The organism is Comamonadaceae bacterium M7527, assembly GCA_021044545.1.
Taxonomy (GTDB): Bacteria; Pseudomonadota; Gammaproteobacteria; order Burkholderiales; family Burkholderiaceae_C; genus RS62.
Genome location: CP087990.1, coordinates 250,250 through 267,614 on the forward strand (window position 1 = coordinate 250,250; position 17,365 = coordinate 267,614).

Consider the following 17,365-nt stretch of genomic DNA (forward strand, 5'->3'; position numbering starts at 1 on the left):
AAAATAGGTAATACCCCATGGTTGAAATCGAATTAGACGGCAACAAGGTAGAGGTACCAGAAGGCAGTATGGTCATGCATGCGGCTGAAAAGGCTGGCACCTATATTCCTCACTTTTGTTACCACAAGAAATTGTCAATCGCGGCCAACTGCCGTATGTGCCTGGTTGACGTGGAAAAGGCCCCAAAGGCCATGCCTGCCTGTGCCACACCCGTGTCACAAGGCATGGTGGTGCGTACCAAGAGCGACAAAGCCATCAAGGCGCAACAGTCTGTGATGGAGTTTTTGCTCATCAACCACCCACTGGATTGCCCTATTTGCGACCAGGGCGGCGAGTGTCAGTTGCAAGACTTGGCGGTAGGCTACGGCAGCGGCAACTCGCAGTTTGAAGAAGACAAGCGTGTGGTGCACCACAAAGACGTGGGCCCACTCATTTCCATGGAAGAGATGAGCCGTTGCATACACTGCACACGCTGCGTGCGCTTTGGCGAAGAAATCGCGGGCGACATGGAGTTGGGTATGTCCAACCGTGGCGAGCATGCTGAAATTGAAACCTTCCTGGGCGAGACGGTGGATTCTGAGCTATCGGGCAACATGATCGATATCTGTCCGGTAGGCGCACTGACCAGCAAGCCGTTTCGTTACAACGCCCGTACATGGGAGTTGTCACGCCGCAAATCTGTGAGCCCACACGACAGCACGGGTGCCAACCTCATCGTGCAGGTTAAAAACCACAAAGCCATGCGCGTGGTACCACTGGAAAACGACGCGGTGAACGAGTGCTGGATTGCTGACCGTGATCGCTTCTCGTACGAGTCTTTGAACAGCGACGAGCGCTTGACAAAGCCCATGCTCAAGCAGGATGGACAGTGGCTGGAGGTGGACTGGACGACGGCGCTTGAGTACGTGGCCAACGGCTTGAAGCAGATTAAGGCAGAGTTTGGTGCCAACGCGATTGGCGCTCTGGTCAGCCCACATGCCACTGTCGAGGAGTTGTCGCTGGCCGGCACGCTGATGCGCGGCCTGGGCTCAGACAACATCGACTACCGCTTGCGCAATGCCGAGTTCGGCGAGTTTGAAGGTGCGCGTCACCTGGGCCGCTCCATTGCGTCACTGAGTTCGCTGAAACAAGCCTTGGTGGTCGGCAGCCGTTTGCGTAAAGACCATCCGTTGTTTGCACAACGCATTCGCCAAGCTGCGCGCCGCGGCTGCAAGGTAGACGTGATTGCCTCTGCGCGCGAGTTCAAGGGCGGCCAAGATTGGGCCATGCCCGTACGCACCTTTATGTCTGGCAGCGCCCAGGAGTGGGGTCAGCTGTTGGCCAATGTGGCCGCGGCTGTGGCCGCTGACAAAGGCGTTGCAAGCCCTGTTGCGGGTCGAGTCACTGATGCGGCAATGGCCGTTGCTGGCAAGTTGGGTGAGGGTAGTGCCATTTTGCTGGGCAACGCCGCCGCACACCACGCCAATGCTTCTAGCCTGTTGGCCATAGCCAACTGGATTGCCCAACAAACCGGTGCAACAGTGGGCTATTTAACGCAGGCGGCCAACACGGTTGGTGCGCAGTTGGTAGGTGCGCAACCTAAAACCGGCGGCCTGCACGCAGGTGACATGTTGGCTGGCAAGACCAAGGCCCTGGTCCTGCTGGGCGTTGAGCCTGGCAAGGATACAGCACCGGCCAGGCTGGACGGCGTTGAGATGGTCGTGTCCATGAGCCCATTCAAGGCCAACCTGGATGTTGCCGACGTGTTGTTGCCTATTGCCCCGTTCACCGAAACGTCGGGCAGCTTTGTGAATGCCGAAGGCTTGCTCCAAAGCTTTCATGCGGTGGTCAAGCCCCTGGGCGAAACCCGCCCTGCGTGGAAAGTGTTGCGCGTGTTGTGCAACATGCATGACCTACCCGGTGTGCAGTTTGAAACTTCGCAAGACGTGTTGGCTGCGACAGGTTTGTCGGCTGGTTTGGTAGACGCTGCGCTTTTGAACAACGCCACCAAGGCCGCAGCTTCTGTGGCCGCAACCGCTGGCGAGCCTGTGGTTGCTGGCATTTACGAACTGGACGGCATGGTGCGCCGCGCGCCAGCCTTGCAGCATACGGTTGATGCCAAGCAGGAGGTGTTCGCATGATAGACACCATGTACAACGCAGGCTTGGGCTTGTTTGCCGCCACATGGTGGTCACTGTATGTGTGGCCAGTGGCGTGGGGCATGATCAAGATCGTGGCCGTGCTTGCCCCGCTAATGGGTGCTGTGGCCTACCTCACCTTGTGGGAGCGCAAATTGTTGGGTTGGATGCAAGTGCGTCACGGCCCCAACCGCGTAGGTCCCATGGGCTTGTTGCAGCCTATCGCTGATGCCCTAAAGTTACTCACCAAAGAGCTGATCAACCCCAGTGCTGCCAGTATGGGTTTGTTCCGATTGGGCCCAGTCATGGCCATCATGCCGGCCTTGGCCGCTTGGGTGGCGATTCCGTTTGGCCCTGACCTGGTTATTGCTGATGTCAATGCGGCCTTGCTGTTGATCATGGCGATTACCTCCATAGAGGTATACGGCGTCATCATTGCCGGTTGGGCGTCCAACTCCAAGTATGCGTTTTTGGGCGCGCTTCGTGCGTCTGCGCAAATGGTGAGTTACGAAATCGCCATGGGTTTTTGCTTGGTCGTGGTGATCATGGTTTCAGGCAGTTTGAACCTGGGCGAAATCATTGCCGTGCAGGGCAAGGGCATGTTTGCCGACATGGGCCTCAACTTCCTGTCCTGGAACTGGCTGCCATTGCTGCCCATTTTTGTGGTGTTCGTCATCTCTGGTGTTGCCGAAACCAACCGCCACCCGTTTGACGTGGTTGAGGGCGAAGCCGAGATCGTGGCTGGCCACATGGTTGAGTACTCAGGCATGGGCTTTGCCATCTTCTTCCTGGCCGAATACGCGGCCATGTGGTTGGTGTCTATTTTGGCGGTGCACTTGTTCTTGGGCGGCTGGCTGCCTGCGTTTGAGTTTCTGAGCTTCATTCCAGGCTGGGTTTGGCTGGCTGCAAAAACATTCTTCATGGTGTCGCTGTTCATTTGGCTGCGCGCTACCTTCCCACGCTTCAGGTATGACCAGATCATGCGTTTGGGTTGGAAGATTTTCATTCCCGTGACCTTAATCTGGTTGCTGGTCGTGGGCGGATGGTTGATCTCCCCATGGAACATTTGGCTATAACAGCGAGCTAGACATGTCTACTGCAGTCGCATCAAACACCAAGTCCTCAGCGTTTTCGCTGCGCGACTTTCTGTCCAGCTTTATGCTGCTGGAATTATTCAAAGGCATGGCGCTTACGGGCAAATACATGTTCCGGGGCAAAGTCACGGTGCAGTTTCCCGAAGAAAAAACGCCGCTAAGCCCGCGTTTCAGAGGCTTGCATGCCTTGCGCCGTTACGAAAATGGCGAAGAGCGTTGTATTGCTTGTAAGTTGTGCGAGGCTGTTTGCCCTGCTATGGCCATCACCATAGAGGCGGGTGTACGTGATGACGGCAGCCGCCGCACCACGCGCTACGACATTGATTTAACGAAGTGCATTTTTTGTGGCTTTTGCGAAGAGAGCTGCCCGGTGGACTCCATCGTTGAGACCCACATCCTGGAGTACCACGGTGAGAAGCGCGGGGACTTGTACTTCACCAAAGACATGCTGCTGGCAGTGGGCGACCGCTACGAGCCAGAGATTGCAGCGGCCAAAGCGGCTGACGCCAAGTACCGCTAAAGCGCGCTTAGCGTTCGACTGAAAGACAAACCATCATGGATGTGACTTCAATTCTGTTTTATGTGTTCAGCGCTGTGTTGCTGGGCGCCGCCTTTATGGTGGTGACCGCGCGCAACACTGTGCATGCCACCTTGTTTTTAATGCTGGCTTTTTTCCAGGCTTCCATGGTTTGGATGCTGTTGCACGCCGAGTTCTTGGCCATCACCCTGGTGTTGGTGTACCTGGGTGCGGTGATGGTGTTGTTCCTGTTTGTGGTGATGATGCTGGATATCAACATTGAAGGAATGCGCAAAGGCTTTTGGCGCAACTTGCCACTGGCCGCTGTTGTGGGTGCTCTTATGGCCGCTCAAATTGCAGCCGTGGTGAACGATGGTTTCTCTGGCGTGCCGCAACCGGTGTTGGTACAGGGCGTGTCTAACACCCATGCGCTGGGCACCGTGTTGTACACCGAATACCTGTACCCGCTAGAGGTGGCGGCTGTGTTGCTGCTGGTAGCGATTATTGCGGCCATTGCACTCACGCTGCGCGAGCGCAAAGACACGCGCAACACAGTGGCTTCGGAGCAAGTCAAAGTGCGCAAGGCGGATCGCTTGCGCATTATCAAGATGGATGCGGTGGTACCGGCAACACCCGCGCCAGACTCAGAGCCTGATGCAGCCGCAGGGGAGCAAGCAAAATGAGCGTGACACTTGGCCACTTTTTGACCCTGGGCGCGGCACTGTTTGCCTTGTCCATTGTGGGCATCTTTTTAAACCGCAAAAACTTAATCGTGCTGTTAATGGCCATTGAGTTGATGCTGCTCGCTGTGAACACCAATTTTGTGGCGTTCTCATATTTCCTGAATGACATGCACGGCCAAGTGTTCGTGTTTTTTATTCTGACTGTGGCTGCGGCCGAATCGGCCATTGGTTTGGCCATTCTGGTGCTGTTGTTCCGCAACAAGTCCACCATCAATGTGCAAGAGCTCAACGCCCTTAAGGGTTGAGCCAGAAAAGACGAAACAGCATGAGTAACACATTGTCTGCAGGCCTGCTATTGGCCGTGCCGCTAGCGCCTTTGTTTGGCGCCATTTTGGCTGGTGTTTTTGGCACCAAACTGGGCGGTAACCTGTTAGGGCACAAGACTGGCCACAGCGTCACGATTGTGGGTGTCCTGATCGCGTTTGTACTGTCGGTCATGACGCTGCTGGACGTGATGGATGGCGCGCGCTTCAACCAAACCATTTACGAGTGGATGGTGATTGGTGGTTTGCGCATGGAAGTGGGCTTTATGGTGGACGGCCTCACCGCCATGATGATGGTGGTGGTGACCTTTGTGTCGTTAATGGTGCACTTGTACACCGTGGGCTACATGGCTGGAGACCCCGGCTACAACCGCTTTTTCTCCTACATCTCCTTGTTTACCTTTTCCATGCTGATGCTGGTGATGAGTAACAACTTGCTGCAGTTGTTCTTTGGCTGGGAAGCCGTGGGTTTGGTGTCTTACTTGCTGATTGGTTTCTGGTTCAAGCGCTCTACAGCGGTGTTTGCCAACATGAAGGCCTTTTTGGTGAACCGCGTGGGTGACTTTGGCTTTATCCTGGGCATTGGCCTGATCGCCGCCTACACCGGCACGCTGAACTACACGGAGATTTTTGCCCAAGGCGACTCGCTGGTTGGCCAGACCTTGCCCGGCGGTGACTGGTTGCTGCTGTCTGTCATCGGCATTTGCCTGTTTATTGGCGCCATGGGCAAGTCGGCACAGTTTCCATTGCATGTGTGGTTGCCAGACTCCATGGAAGGCCCCACACCTATTTCTGCGCTGATTCACGCGGCCACCATGGTGACTGCAGGTATCTTTATGGTGGCACGCATGTCGCCGCTGTACGAGTTGTCTGACACAGCGCTGAACTTCATCATGGTGATTGGTTCCATCACGGCCCTGTTCATGGGCTTGTTGGGTCTGATTCAAAACGACATCAAGCGCGTGGTGGCTTACTCTACCTTGTCGCAACTGGGCTACATGACGGTGGCCTTGGGCGCTTCAGCCTACTCGGTCGCTGTGTTTCACCTGATGACGCACGCGTTCTTCAAGGCGCTGTTGTTCTTGGCGGCGGGCTCGGTCATCATGGGCTTGCACCATAACCAGGACATTCGCTGGATGGGTGGCGTGCGCAAGTACATGCCCATCACTTGGGTGACGTTCTTGCTGGGCTCTTTGGCGCTGATCGGTACGCCTTTGTTCTCAGGCTTTTACTCGAAAGACTCCATTATCGAGGCGGTACATGCCAGCAATTTGGCTGCGTCTGGCTTCGCCAATATCGCAGTGTTGGCGGGTGTATTTGTAACCGCGCTGTACTCGTTCCGCTTGTACTTTTTGGTCTTTCATGGCGCAGAGCGTTATGACCAAAACCCCGATGCCCACCATGACGATCACGATCATGCGCACGACGAGCATGGCCACGGTCATGACGACAAGCCGCATGAGTCGCCCTGGGTGGTGACTGTGCCGTTGGTGCTGTTGGCCATTCCCTCCGTGCTCATTGGCTACTACACCATAGACGGCCTGTTGTACGGCAGGTTCTTTGCTGACGCCATCGTGGTGGACACCTCAAAGCACCCAGCCATGCTGGAGATTGCCGAGATCTTCCACGGCCCCATTGCCATGGCTTTGCACGGTTTGCAAACCGCACCCTTCTGGCTTGCTTTGGCGGGTGTGGTCGCGGCCTATTACATGTACATGGTGAACCCGGCTGTACCAGCGGCATTTGCACGTATTTTTGCACCCATCATTACGGTGATGGAGAACAAGTACTACATGGACTGGTTCAACGAAAACGTGTTGGCTAAAGGTGCTCGCCTGCTGGGCACTGGCCTGTGGAAGGGCGGTGACCAAGGCGTGATTGAGGGCGGCATAGTGAATGCCAGCTGGAAGCTGGTCGGTTTTATTTCGTCACTGGTTCGCAAGGCACAAAGCGGTTTTATTTACCACTACGCTTTTGTGATGATTTTGGGCATGTTCGCGTTGGTGACCGTGTTCGTTTGGCTGGCGAAGTAAGGAGAATAAAAAATGGGTTCGTTAAGCCTTGCGATTTGGACGCCAATTGCGTTTGGTATTTTGCTGCTGCTCATCGGTAATGAGCGCAACGCCGCCACGGTCAGGTGGGTGGCCCTGGCGGGCGCCTTGGCCGGTTTGCTGGCCACAGTGCCCCTGATCAGCGGCTTTGTATCGGGCGAGGCTGGCTTGCAGCTGGTAGAGCGTAGCGCCTGGATTGAGCGCTACAACATGTACTACCACTTGGCGGTAGACGGCATCTCGTTTTGGCTGGTGGTGCTCACGGCGTTTATCACCGTGATCGTGGTGATTGCGGGCTGGCAGGTCATTGAGCAGCGCGTACACCAGTACATGGCTGCGTTTCTGGTGCTCAGCGGCTTGATGATTGGCGTGTTCTTGGCCATGGATGCCATGTTGTTTTACGTCTTCTTTGAAGCCACGCTAATTCCCATGTACCTCATCATTGGTGGCTGGGGTGGCCCTAACAAAATCTACGCGGCCTTCAAATTTCCTGTACACCTTGTTGGGCTCTTTGCTCATGCTGGTCGCGCTGGTCTATTTGTACAACCAGTCCGGCGGCAGTTTCTTCTTGAATGACTGGTACCAGTTGCCGCTGAGCAGCACCGCGCAGACATTGCTGTTCTTTGCTTTCTTTGCAGCCTTTGCGGTAAAGGTGCCCATGTGGCCGGTACACACATGGTTGCCAGATGTGCACGTTGAAGCGCCAACAGGTGGCTCGGCTGTGCTGGCGGCCATCATGCTCAAACTGGGTGCTTACGGCTTTTTGCGCTTCTCCATGCCCATTGCACCCGATGCGGCGCACGAGTGGGCGTGGTTGATGATTGCGCTGTCCCTGGTCGCTGTGGTGTACGTGGGCTTGGTGGCCATGGTACAGACCGACATGAAAAAGCTGGTGGCTTACTCATCGGTGGCGCACATGGGCTTTGTCACACTGGGCTTCTTCTTCTTTGACGACTTAGGTATGTCAGGCGCGGTGGTGCAAATGATGCCCACGGTTTTGTGTCTGCCGCCATGTTCTTGTGCATTGGCGTGTTGTACGACCGCATGCACTCGCGCGACATTGCCTCTTACGGTGGCGTGGCCAACGCCATGCCCAAGTTTGCCGCCTTTGCCATTTTGTTTGCCATGGCTAATGCTGGATTGCCAGGCACAGCAGGTTTTGTTGGTGAGTGGATGGTTATTTTGTCCGCAGTTGGCTTTAACTTTTGGGTGGGCTTGGCGGCTGCCAGTGCCTTGATATTTGGTGCGGCTTACACCTTGTGGATGGTCAAGCGCGTGTACTTGGGCGACGTGGCCAATGCCAACGTGGCCAAGCTCACAGACATCAACACACGCGAGTTTGTGATGTTGACCTTGTTGGCGCTGGCTGTGTTGGCCATGGGCGTGTACCCCAAGCCCATGACAGACGTCATCAATCCCTCTGTTGAGTTGCTGCTGCAGCATGTAGCGCAGTCCAAACTGATTTAAATACGCGAGCCAAGACATGATCGACAAACTCAGCTGGGTGGCTTCTTACCCCGAAATTTTCCTGTTGGTGATGGCTTGTGTCATTGCCCTGGCCGACCTGAATGTAAAGGGCGAGAAGCGTACCTCTACCTACGTCATCACCATACTCACTTTGGCAGCACTCACGTTGCTCAATGTGTTGTACGCGGTGCAGGGCCAAACCATTGTGGCCTTTGGTGGCATGGTGATGTCAGACCCCATGTCCAATTGGCTGCGCGCGTTTGCCTCGCTGGCCGTGATGGTGACATTGATTTACGGACGTCAATACGCCTTTGACCGCAGCATGCTGCGCGGCGGTGAGTTGTTCAGCTTGTCGTTGTTCGCACTGTTGGGCATGTACGTCATGATCAGCGGACACCATTTCCTGGTGATCTACATGGGCCTGGAGCTGCTCACGCTGTCTAGCTACGCGTTGGTGGCGCTTCGCCGCGATGACCCCAACGCCTCCGAAGCAGCCATGAAGTACTTTGTGCTGGGCGCTATGGCCAGCGGCTTCATGTTGTATGGCTTGTCCATGATGTACGGCGCAACTGGCTCACTCGACATCTCAGAGGTGGCAAGAGCATTGAGCACCGGTGCGTTGGACCAGCGCGTACTGGCTTTGGGTGCCGTGTTTGTGGTGGCTGGCTTAGCCTTCAAGCTGGGTGCTGCACCGTTTCACATGTGGGTGCCAGACGTTTACGACGGCGCGCCTACTGCCGTAACCCTAATGATTGCGGGTGCGCCCAAGTTGGCTGCTTTCGCCATTGTTATGCGTTTGTTGGTAGAGGGCATGTTGCCGCTGGCCTTTGACTGGCAGCAAATGCTGGCCCTGCTGGCGATTGCGTCGCTATTGGTGGGTAATTTGGCTGCTATTGCGCAAACCAATATCAAGCGCATGCTGGCGTTTTCTACCATCGCACAAATGGGTTTTGTATTGTTGGGCTTTGTTGCAGGCGTCAGCTTCACAGCAGAGGGTGCCAGTACCGCCAACACAGCCAATGCGTACAGTGCCACCATGTTTTACATCGTCACTTACGTGCTCACGACCCTGGCTACGTTTGGTGTGTTGCTGCTGCTGTCTAGCGACAAGTCCGATGTGACACAGCTGTCTGACCTGGCTGGCCTAAACCAGCGCAACCCGGTCATGGCCGGTGTAATGGCTGCTGCCATGTTCTCTCTGGCGGGTGTGCCGCCACTGGTTGGTTTTTACGCCAAGCTGTCTGTATTGCAGGCGCTCATGGCGTCTAGCCAAGCCATTTACATTTACTTGGCGGTGTTTGCCGTTGTGATGTCGCTGATTGGCGCGTTCTATTACTTGCGCATTGTCAAGATCATGTACTTTGACGCGCCAACTGTTGACGATGCCATTGAGGTGGCCGCTGATGCACGCTTGGTGCTGTCACTCAATGGCTTGAGCCTGTTGGTGCTGGGCATAGTGCCAAGTGGTTTGATGGCTATTTGTGCCTACGCGATCGTGGAACTTCTGGTCTAAGACTACACTCGAAACACCATGGACAACACAACATCTGTATGGCTGGTTATTGCCCTTGGCACACTGCTGGCTAACTTGCCGTTTATCAACAACCGGTGGCTGGCCATCGTGCCCAAGCGCGATGCCGACGTTGGCAAAGGCCTGCAGTGGCGCTTGCTGGAGTTGGTGGTGTTGTATTTTGTGGTGGGTGGTGTTGGCTTGGCGCTTGAGTACAAGCTTGGTCAAAACGCGCCGCAAAACTGGGAGTTTTATGCGGTAACAGCCTGTCTGTTTGCCACATTGGCTTTCCCGGGTTTTGTCTACCAGTATTTGTGGAAAAAGCGCTAGCAAGCGCAGCTGCGAAGGCCTTGCCGGCTGAGCTATGACCACCTCCATACCCAATGTGTTTGATTTGCCGCCGGGTGCTGCGCATTTGCGTGAGCACGCGGTGCAGTCCAAAGCCCTGGCCAGTGGCGATTTTCTGAAGGTGGTACGCGATGATGTCCGCCTGCCCAACGGCCTGCACGCAACAAGAGACTATGTATTGCACCCCGGTGCAGTAATGGTGGTGGCTTTGTTGGACGATGGCCGTGTGCTGCTAGAGCGCCAATACCGCCACCCTGTAGGGGATGCCTTGCTGGAGTTGCCAGCGGGCAAGTTGGACGCAGGTGAGGGCGTTTTGGCGTGTGCTGCCCGCGAGCTGCGTGAAGAAACCGGCTGCAGCGCGACCCACTGGGCGGTCGCCGCGCGCATGCATCCTTGTATTGGCTATTCCAACGAGGTGATACACATCGTGTTTGCCAAAGGTGTCGTCCACGGCGCGCAGTCGCTTGACGAGGGCGAGTTGCTGGATGTGTGCGCAGCCACGCCTGAACAGCTCATGGCCATGGTTTCTGACGGCCGCATAACAGATGGCAAGACCTTGTCTGGCTTGTTGTGGTTGCAAAACGTGTTGAGTGGCGCCTGGGCGCTGGACTGGACCAGCGTGCCGTGAAAGTGCTAGACCTGCAGTGTGATGCGGCCCATAGCTTTGAGGGCTGGTTTGCCAGTGAACAAGCCTATCAGGATCAAGCCGCCAAGGGCTTGGTGGCGTGCCCCATGTGCGCCAGCACGGCCATTGTCAAAAAGCTCAGTGCACCGCGCCTAAACCTTAAAAGCACAGGTGCTGGTTCTGCCAGCGGTGTGTCTGAGCCGCCAGTGGCAGTGGGGTCAACAAACGATTCCTCTTCAAACACCGCCAGTGCAGCCGTTGCCACCAAGGACTTAGCGATCATGCCTGCCGTCAGCAACGAGCTGCAAGCGCGCATGTTGCAAGTCATGCGCGAGGTGATCAGTCAAACCGAAGACGTTGGTGACCGGTTTGCAGATCAAGCCAGAGCCATGCATTACGGAGAGGCACAACCCAAAGCCATACGCGGGCAAGCCACGCCAGAGCAAGCTCGCGAGCTGGTCGATGAGGGCATTGATGTCATGCGGCTTGCGTTGCCCGAGGTGCTCAAAAAGCCGTTGCAGTAAGCTTTCTTTCCCATCAATCAGCCACCTCGTGTGCGCGTATGGGTCAAGCAACACCAACCCACGTCGCTACTGAACCAGCATGGAGCGGTTGCAGCTTGGTGAGGCAGCCCCCTTTGATTGCTGCAACAGCCTATGGCGTTTTTAAGCCTAGGCCTGCATCACACAGCCCATCTTGCGTTGATCTCTGGCCAGTGCCTCACGCGTGGAAATGCGTCTGAAGAAAAACGCCACAACACTTGAGCTGATGACTATGAACAGTGAGTAAAGCACTGGTATGAGCAAGACGTCTTGCTGCATGGCGCCGGTGATGCTCAGTGTGATGATCAGCACCGCCATGGGGCCGTTTTGTATGCCCGTTTCCATGGCAATGGTCCGGCTGCGATTTCGGTCTTGCTTGAAGGTGCGCGCCAACAAGTAGCCCAGCGACATGCCGACCAAGCCTAGCGCAATCGACACGCAGTAAACCGACCAGTGGGTGGTGGCCAACAGCATGTGGTTGCGCGGTATCCAGGTGAGCACCAAAAACAAGATAACCAAAATACCCATCAGGCCGCCAAACAGCTCAAGCGTTGCACCGATGTTGGGGTTGAGCTTGCGCACCACCATGCCAATGATGGTTGGCACCAGCAGCACCAGTAACACCTGCGCGACGTTGGTGGCAGGTATCTTGAACTGACCGCTCAAGCCTGCAGCGTTGGAGTAAAACTCCAGCAAGGCTGGTACCGCCACCAAAGCCACCAGGGTAGACACACTGGTCATCATGATGGACAAGGCCAAGACGGCCTTGCTGAAGTAGGTGAAGATGTTGGATGTGGTGCCGCCAGGCATACAGGCCATCAAGATCAGACCCAGCGTCCATGCAGGTGACAGCTCCAGCAGCATGGCCATGGCGTAGCCCAAAAACGGCATGATGGCGTACTGGCACATCAGACCTATGAGCACGCCTTTGGGCTTGCGAAAGGCAATTAAAAAATCTCGCCATGTGAGCGATGCGCCCATGCCCAGCATGATGAGCATCATCATGGCGCCTAAGAGTTTGGTTTCAAATTCGGTGACCATGGCGTTTAACCCGATACGTTCATAGAAGCTACGGCTTGGACTTTCAAGTCTTTGCGCAGCACTTTACCCACTGGGCTCTTGGGTAGCTCGTCGCACACTTCAATGTACTTGGGCACCTTGTAGCTGGTCAGTTGTTGTTTGCAGTGCGCCAATATGGCCGGAATGTCTGGCGTCTGTTCTTGCTCGGGATTGGCCACAATATAGGCACGCACTGCCTCGCCGGTGCTGCTGTCCGGCACGCCAATAACGGCCACCTCAAGCACGGCTTCGAGTTGCGCAATCACGGCTTCGACTTCGTTGGGGTAGACGTTAAAGCCTGAGACCAGCACCATGTCTTTCTTGCGGTCTACGATTTTGAAGAAACCGTCTGGCGACATCACGCCTATATCACCTGTCGCAAACCAGCCGTTGTTCATCACGTTGGCGGTTTCGACATCGTTGTTCCAGTAGCCCAGCATGACTTGTGGGCCTTTGACCCAAATTTCACCGGGCTCACCCACTGCGGCGTCTTGTCCGTCGTCTTTCACCAAACGCATGTCAGTGCCCGGTGTGGGCAGGCCAATGCTGCCCAGGCGCACATCGCCCACCAGTGGATTAAAGCTCACCACAGGCGACGTCTCGGTGAGGCCGTAGCCCTCTGCAATGGGTGTTTGCGTGACTGCCCGCCAGCGCTGCGCGACCGCGTCATGCAGCGCAGTGCCACCTGCAATAGAGGCCTTGAGGTGCTTGGGCGGGTAGGCCACAAACCACTCCTCGTTGAGCAAGCCGTTGTACAAGGTATTGACACCAGTCATCCAGGTGATGGGGTAATTTTCAATGGCGCGTTGCAGGTTTTGCACCGGGCGCGGACTGGGCACCAAAATATTGCGGCCACCCAGCGCAACAAAGCCCAGCAAGTTGGCCGTAAACGCAAAGATGTGATAGAGCGGCAGCGCAGTGAGCACGCATTCGTCGCTTTCTGTCATGAGCGTGCCGCCCATGGCCAGCATTTGCTGCACGTTGTTCAGGATGTTGCTGTGGGTGAGCATGGCAGCTTTGCTCACACCTGTGGTGCCACCTGTGTACTGCAACACCGCCAAGTCGCTGGGCTGGGTGTTATTCCAAAACGTGGCAGCGGGTGCGCTTGCACCACTGGCCTTGCCTTTGACCAATGCCGTTTTTAAACGTGTGTGTGGCACTGTGACGGGCGGCAGCACTTGGCTCCAAACCTTTTGAACGGCGCGAATGATACCGCGTGGCACCATAGGGAAAAACTCTGCCACGCTGGCCACCACCACATGCTCTAGCTGGGTGTTTGCCATGACCTCTGGCAACTTGTCTGCAAACATGTCAACGATGACCAGCACGCGTGCGCCTGCATCGTTGAACTGGTGCACCATTTCACTGGCCGTATACAAAGGGTTTGTGTTCACCAGCACACAGCCGGCCTTGAACACGCCGAAGGCCACCACTGGGTAACTCAAGCTGTTGGGCAGCTGCACGGCTACGCGGTCACCGGCCTGCAGGCCTAGGTCATTGCGCAAGTAGCAGGCAAAGGCGTCTGACAGCGCATCAACCTCAGCAAAGTTCAGGCTGCCATTCATGCCGTTGGGCATGACGCAGGTGAACGCCTTTTGCTTGGGGTCTTTGGCTGCAAAGTGGGTGCAGCGCTCATGCACCAAGGCTGCAATAGAGTTGTGCGTCTGAGGGGGAGGTCGGCGCGTATGCCAGCGGCACGCGCTGCTGCATGCCATGGCCTGTTGCTTGTTGACGGAGAATCCATGCTGATCGTATTTAAAAATTGTTGTCGGTATTGGACGCGAAACGGGGCGAAGCAGCGATTGAAACCAGGGTTAACCCTAGGCTGCGTCGCCCTGAAACCCGCGCCAGTGCTGGCGTTGCGTGGTTTTGTCGGCTTCTTTTTTCAGTTTAACTGAGCTTTTTGATGACTTGACAACGGCGTGCTAAACACTGTTTTTTGCAGGGTTAATGCTCGCGCCTGGTGTGCGCCCGTAAATGCCAGCTGGGGTAGCACGTCTACACCCTACCGATCTGAAACTGCAGCCAAGGTTTGGCCTGAATGGCCTGAACATTCAGTGTTTTGGGTTCGCATGTGTACATGCGGCGGTGTTGTGCCCCGAGTGGCCCAAAACGGTGGCAAACCAATGCCATAATCACAGGGTGCCCCGGTGGTGAAATTGGTAGACACAACGGACTTAAAATCCGTCGCTTCGTTCATAGCGGGCGTGCCGGTTCGATTCCGGCCCGGGGCACCATTTTCATGCGGCTGTTGATCAGCCGTTCAGTAAGGTCTCATGTGGCAGTGGCTTGTGAGGCTTGCGTATCCGTCTCATATGCCGGTCGCATGGGTTTGTTGCCCAGGCCGATGTCGGCACTGTAAGCTAGAGGCAGTTCTAGCGCTTTATGGGTTGGTTATGGCGAACTATCAAACTCCCTTTGAAATTCATGTACACGGCGATGTCGTCTTGCGCGAAGGCGTTACTGCTGACGAGCTGTGGGATGCACTCAAACCGCTGTGGCAGTACAGTGGTGAGACCAGTTTGGCCGCAGGACGGGCGAGCTCTTACGACGAAGAGCCTGGCTTGGTGTTTGACCCAGCCGCCCACCGTTTGCAAATGTGCTGGACGGTGTCTGGTGACGAGGACTTCCGTCAAGTGATGGAAGATACCTGCATGGGGCTTAATGACCTGGCAGACACCGGTGCTGCCATTGAAGTGTCTTTCTACGACACCGACTTTGACGACGACGAAGCCATGAGCGACGGCAATGAGCCGCAGTCGCGTGACGATTTTTTGGTGTGCTTTGTAGGCCCTACACCTGCAGCCATCATGCAGGTACAGCGCGACATGCTCATCAAAGATGTGGTGCACATGATGGAGCGCCACTTTGACGCCTCAGAGCTGGGCCCAGTGGTGGCCGCCATTGACGGCTTGTTCCAGGACCGGTTGAGTCACCTGGTGAGTTCTATGCAGCTTGGTAAACCACCACGTGGAGGCTCGGGCGGGACGGGCGGACGGAGCCCAGGCGGCGGCGGTCGCAAGCCAAAGCATCTGCATTGAGCGCCCATTGTGGCTGGCAGTGGTCTAGCTGGCGTCCAGTACACGCCACTGGCCTGGCTGCAGATCTGCCAACGCATAGTCGCCAATCTGCACACGCACCAGGCGCAAGGTTGGCAGGCCCACCGCGGCCGTCATGCGACGAACCTGTCGGTTACGCCCTTCATGAATAGACAGCGATAGCCAACTGGTCGGTACGCTTTTGCGAAAGCGCACAGGTGGGTCTCTGTCCCACAGTTTGGGGGCGGCTATCAGCTGGCATTTTGCGGCCTTGGTAGGGCCGTCGTTGAGTGCCACGCCTTGTGCCAGTTGTGCAGCTTGCGCCTCGTTTGCAACACCTTCTACCTGTACCCAGTAAGTCTTCCAGGTTTTGTGCCTGGGGTTGCTTAAGCGGTGTTGCAGTTGCCCATCTGAGGTCAGCAGCAGCAGACCCTCGCTGTCCCTGTCGAGTCGGCCGGCGGCGTACACGCCGTGCAAGTCAATGTGGTGCGCCAGGCCGGGATGGCCGTCAGCGTCTGTAAATTGGCTTAGCACACCAAAGGGTTTGTTAAAAGCGATCAGCCTAGGCGTGTTCATGGGTGGTCATGGGCTTGATGTATCGTGGCTGCACTTGGGTTTAATCGCCTATCTTAGTTGTTCGTTTATTGAATGGGGCATCGCTATGACAACACACCTGAGTTTGCTCAACCCCGGCGTTGCCAAACGCGAAGTGTTTGGCTGGGCCATGTATGACTTTGCCAACTCTGGCTTTACCACGGTGGTGATTACGGCGGTGTTTGCAGCCTACTTTGTAGGCGGCGTGGCTGGTGGCGCTGCGTGGGGTCCGCTGCTGTGGACCAGTACCTTGGCCTTGTCCTATGCCATTGTCATGTTTTCCATGCCTGCGTTGGGTGCGTGGGCAGACTTGCGTGGTGCGAAAAAACGTTTGTTGGCCATGGTGACCACGCTTTGTGTGGTGAGCACTTGTGCGCTGGCGTTTGTGCAGCCCGGTGACTTGTTGCTCGCTTGTGTGCTGGTGGTGGTGGCCAATACAGCTTACAGCTGGGGTGAGTCCACGTCTTATGCATTTTTGCCTGAGCTGGCCACTGCAAAAGGCATGGGCCGCGTGAGTGGCTGGGGTTGGGGTCTTGGTTATGCCGGCGGTATGCTGACCCTTGGTGTGTGTCTGGCCTATGTCTTGCAAGCGCAGGCCAACGATGAGCCCGCAGCCAGCTTTGTGCCCGTTACCATGGTGATCACAGCGGTGATGTACGGCGCCGCCGCACTGGTGACCTTTGCCTTGCTCAAAGAGCGCAGCACTGGGCAACCGTCATCTACACACAATGCTGGCCTGCGCGCTTGCATTGGGCAACTCAGGCGCACGTGGCAACAAGCCAAACACTTTGCAGACTTCAAATGGCTGCTGCTGTGTACCGTGTTGTACCAAGCCGGAGTGGCGGTAGCGATTACCCTGGCAGCTATTTACGCTGAGCAAGTGATTGGCTTTCAGCCGTCCGAGACCATGGTGCTGATATTTGTATTAAACATTGCGGCCATGTTGGGAGCCCTGGGTTTTGGTTATTTGCAAGACGCCATTGGTCATAAACGTGCGCTGGCCATCACCCTGGTGGGGTGGACAGTTACTTGTTTTATTGCTGCGGCCACAACAGACAAGGCCAGCTTTTGGTGGGCTGCTGGCTTGGCCGGCGTGTGCATGGGCTCTAGCCAGTCGTGTGGGCGCGCCATGGCAGGCTTGTTTGCGCCGCTGCAGCAGTTGGGTGAGTTTTACGGACTGTGGTCGTTTGCCATGCGCCTGGCTGCCATTGTTGGGCCTGTGATGTATGGACTCATCACATGGGCCCTGGATGGCAACCAGCGCGTGGCTATTGCTGCTACAGGGTTGTTGTTCATGGCGGCGTTGTTTGCACTAAGACCCATTGATGTGGCAAGAGGGCAGGCTGCGGCACAACGGGTCAGCACATAGCGTTGCCGGCGCGGTGTCGGCAGTCATT

Annotated in this window: 15 protein-coding genes, 1 tRNA gene and 1 pseudogene; 14 read left to right on the forward strand and 3 right to left on the reverse strand. The window is 56.1% G+C overall.

Annotated features, from left to right (window positions below; translation table 11 throughout):
• Nucleotides 1-17 precede the first annotated feature (17 nt).
• From nuoG to LN050_01265, 11 genes and pseudogenes are all read left to right on the forward strand, one after another.
• A complete protein-coding gene (gene nuoG, locus LN050_01215) occupies nt 18-2,120 on the forward strand; it encodes an NADH-quinone oxidoreductase subunit NuoG (GenBank protein ID UFS56528.1) in 2,103 nt (700 codons plus the stop codon).
• Complete coding sequence (gene nuoH / locus LN050_01220; protein ID UFS56529.1) at nt 2,117-3,193, forward strand: NADH-quinone oxidoreductase subunit NuoH; 1,077 nt, start codon at nt 2,117-2,119, stop codon at nt 3,191-3,193. The genes nuoG and nuoH overlap by 4 nt, the downstream gene beginning before the upstream one ends.
• A 13-nt stretch (nt 3,194-3,206) precedes the next feature.
• The gene (gene nuoI / locus LN050_01225) at nt 3,207-3,731 is read left to right on the forward strand and encodes an NADH-quinone oxidoreductase subunit NuoI (protein UFS56530.1); all 525 of its coding nucleotides are present in this window, start codon (nt 3,207-3,209) and stop codon (nt 3,729-3,731) included.
• Nucleotides 3,732-3,766: 35 nt separating this feature from the next.
• Nucleotides 3,767-4,411, forward strand: a complete 645-nt coding sequence (locus tag LN050_01230; GenBank protein UFS56531.1) for an NADH-quinone oxidoreductase subunit J — start codon at nt 3,767-3,769, stop codon at nt 4,409-4,411.
• Nucleotides 4,408-4,716: an NADH-quinone oxidoreductase subunit NuoK gene (gene nuoK / locus LN050_01235; GenBank protein ID UFS56532.1), complete on the forward strand. Its 309-nt coding sequence runs from the start codon at nt 4,408-4,410 to the stop codon at nt 4,714-4,716. Before LN050_01230 ends, nuoK begins: the two co-directional genes overlap by 4 nt.
• A gap of 20 nt (nt 4,717-4,736) precedes the next feature.
• Nucleotides 4,737-6,767 (forward strand): NADH-quinone oxidoreductase subunit L, encoded by a 2,031-nt coding sequence (nuoL, locus tag LN050_01240; protein ID UFS56533.1) that lies wholly within the window; start codon nt 4,737-4,739, stop codon nt 6,765-6,767.
• A 12-nt stretch (nt 6,768-6,779) separates the two neighbouring features.
• Nucleotides 6,780-8,252, forward strand: a pseudogene (locus LN050_01245) (NADH-quinone oxidoreductase subunit M).
• 16 nt (nt 8,253-8,268) lie between these two features.
• Nucleotides 8,269-9,765 (forward strand): NADH-quinone oxidoreductase subunit NuoN, encoded by a 1,497-nt coding sequence (gene nuoN, locus LN050_01250; protein ID UFS56534.1) that lies wholly within the window; start codon nt 8,269-8,271, stop codon nt 9,763-9,765.
• A gap of 18 nt (nt 9,766-9,783) precedes the next feature.
• On the forward strand, nt 9,784-10,092 hold the full coding sequence (locus LN050_01255) for a DUF2818 family protein (GenBank protein ID UFS56535.1): 309 nt from the start codon (nt 9,784-9,786) through the stop codon (nt 10,090-10,092).
• A gap of 34 nt (nt 10,093-10,126) precedes the next feature.
• A complete protein-coding gene (locus LN050_01260; GenBank protein UFS56536.1) occupies nt 10,127-10,738 on the forward strand; it encodes an NUDIX hydrolase in 612 nt (203 codons plus the stop codon).
• Nucleotides 10,735-11,259, forward strand: a complete 525-nt coding sequence (locus LN050_01265; protein UFS56537.1) for a DUF1178 family protein — start codon at nt 10,735-10,737, stop codon at nt 11,257-11,259. Before LN050_01260 ends, LN050_01265 begins: the two co-directional genes overlap by 4 nt.
• A gap of 147 nt (nt 11,260-11,406) precedes the next feature.
• Here the strand turns inward: LN050_01265 and LN050_01270 are convergent, their stop codons facing one another.
• Together LN050_01270 and LN050_01275 are read right to left on the reverse strand one after the other, a co-directional pair.
• Complete coding sequence (locus LN050_01270) at nt 11,407-12,318, reverse strand: bile acid:sodium symporter (GenBank protein UFS56538.1); 912 nt, start codon at nt 12,316-12,318, stop codon at nt 11,407-11,409.
• Between the two features lie 5 nt (nt 12,319-12,323).
• A complete protein-coding gene (locus LN050_01275; protein ID UFS56539.1) occupies nt 12,324-14,051 on the reverse strand; it encodes an AMP-binding protein in 1,728 nt (575 codons plus the stop codon).
• 429 nt (nt 14,052-14,480) lie between these two features.
• Between LN050_01275 and LN050_01280 the strand changes: the two genes are divergently transcribed.
• Nucleotides 14,481-14,573: transfer RNA gene (locus LN050_01280), tRNA-Leu, on the forward strand.
• Between the two features lie 159 nt (nt 14,574-14,732).
• A complete protein-coding gene (locus LN050_01285; GenBank protein UFS56540.1) occupies nt 14,733-15,377 on the forward strand; it encodes a hypothetical protein in 645 nt (214 codons plus the stop codon).
• A 24-nt stretch (nt 15,378-15,401) separates the two neighbouring features.
• Here the strand turns inward: LN050_01285 and LN050_01290 are convergent, their stop codons facing one another.
• A complete protein-coding gene (locus tag LN050_01290; GenBank protein UFS56541.1) occupies nt 15,402-15,950 on the reverse strand; it encodes a pseudouridine synthase in 549 nt (182 codons plus the stop codon).
• Between the two features lie 85 nt (nt 15,951-16,035).
• Here LN050_01290 and LN050_01295 point away from each other — a divergent pair, with 85 nt between their 5' ends.
• The gene (locus tag LN050_01295; GenBank protein UFS56542.1) at nt 16,036-17,337 is read left to right on the forward strand and encodes an MFS transporter; all 1,302 of its coding nucleotides are present in this window, start codon (nt 16,036-16,038) and stop codon (nt 17,335-17,337) included.
• Nucleotides 17,338-17,365: the final 28 nt, after the last annotated feature.